This window comes from Micromonospora endophytica, from assembly GCF_003236305.1.
Taxonomy (GTDB): domain Bacteria; phylum Actinomycetota; class Actinomycetes; order Mycobacteriales; family Micromonosporaceae; genus Micromonospora; species Micromonospora endophytica.
The window spans coordinates 1-1281 of the sequence record NZ_POTX01000470.1; the positions used below are offsets into that span (position 1 = coordinate 1).

The window sequence follows — 1281 nt, forward strand, 5'->3', positions numbered from 1 at the left end:
GGGCGGGGCGAGGCTGGCGCCGTCCACCGGCTGGCAGGGCAGCAGCCGCTGGGTCACCGTGCCGGGCACCTCGGCGAGCAGCCCGGTGAGCACCTCGACGGCCTGCCACCCCATCTCGCGGCGGGGGATCCGGAACCCGGTGAACTCCAGGTCGCTGCTGGTCGGCCGGGTCGGGTCGCCGAGCGCCAGGATGGACAGGTCGGTGGGGACGGTCAGGCCGCGTTCGCGGGCGGCGGCGGCCAGGGCGACGCCGTCGGCGTACTCCTCGACCAGCACGGCGGTGACTCCGGCGGCGAGCAGCGTGTCGAGCAGTTCGGCGGGGGCGCGGTCGGTGCTGTCGTGCCGGGCCGGCAGCCCGGCCGCCTCGACGGCGTCGCGGTAGCCGGCGAACCTGTCGGCGTGCGACTCCGGCCCGACGCCCTGACCGGCGTACGCCAGTCGGGTGTGCCCGGCGTCGAGGGCCCGGCGGACGACGGCGGCGGTGGCGGTGGCGTAGTCGGCGCCGACGTACGGCACCGGCCCGCCCGCGTCGTCGCGGCGGCCGACCGACACGAACGGATGCCCCTCGGCCACCAACCGGCCCAGTTCGTCGCGGTCCAGTGAGCGGCCGAGCAGCACGCAGCCGTCGGCCAGTCGCAGCCGGTTGTCGTCGTGGAAGATCCGCCGCCGGCCGCCGGTCACCGGGGCGCTGGTGAGCAGCAACAGGTCGCATCCGAGTCGTTCGGCGGACTCCTCGATGCCGACCAGGAACGGGTGGTAGAAATCGCCGGTGCCGGCGGGGAAGACCGGCTCGTAGGTGAAGACGCCGAGGATCCGGTTGTGCCGTGCGGCGAGCCGCCGGGCCACCGGGTCGGCGACGTATCCGGTGGCTCGGATGGCCTCCAGCACCCGTTCGCGGGTCTCCGGCGCGATCCGGACGCCGCCGTCGCCGCGGCCGTTGAGCACGAGGGAGACGGTGGCCTGGCTGACGCCGGTCATCCGGGCGATGTCCTGCTGGGTCACCCGCCTACGCGATCCGGTCACTTTCCGTGTCCATTCGTTTCGACGCTAATACGCATTAGCTACGTTGGTGTGAAATCCTGCGACCGCCCACGGCCCGCCGTCAACCCCTCTCGGGCCGAAAATCTCTCCGGATATTCAGCCGTGATAATTCGTATTAGCGTCTTGACGCCGCACCGCGCCCACCCGCAGACTCATCGATCACGAGGCCCGCTCCGGTATGGACATTCCCTCACGCACGGTCACCCGATGCCCGAGGTTTCCCCCGGCCCGCCGCCCGGC

Annotated in this window: 1 protein-coding gene; it reads right to left on the reverse strand. The window is 72.7% G+C overall.

Annotated features, from left to right (window positions below):
• Nucleotides 1–1002 (reverse strand): LacI family DNA-binding transcriptional regulator (locus tag C1I93_RS30555; RefSeq protein WP_258378393.1); only part of this gene is annotated, 1002 nt, incomplete at its 3' end.
• Nucleotides 1003–1281: the final 279 nt, after the last annotated feature.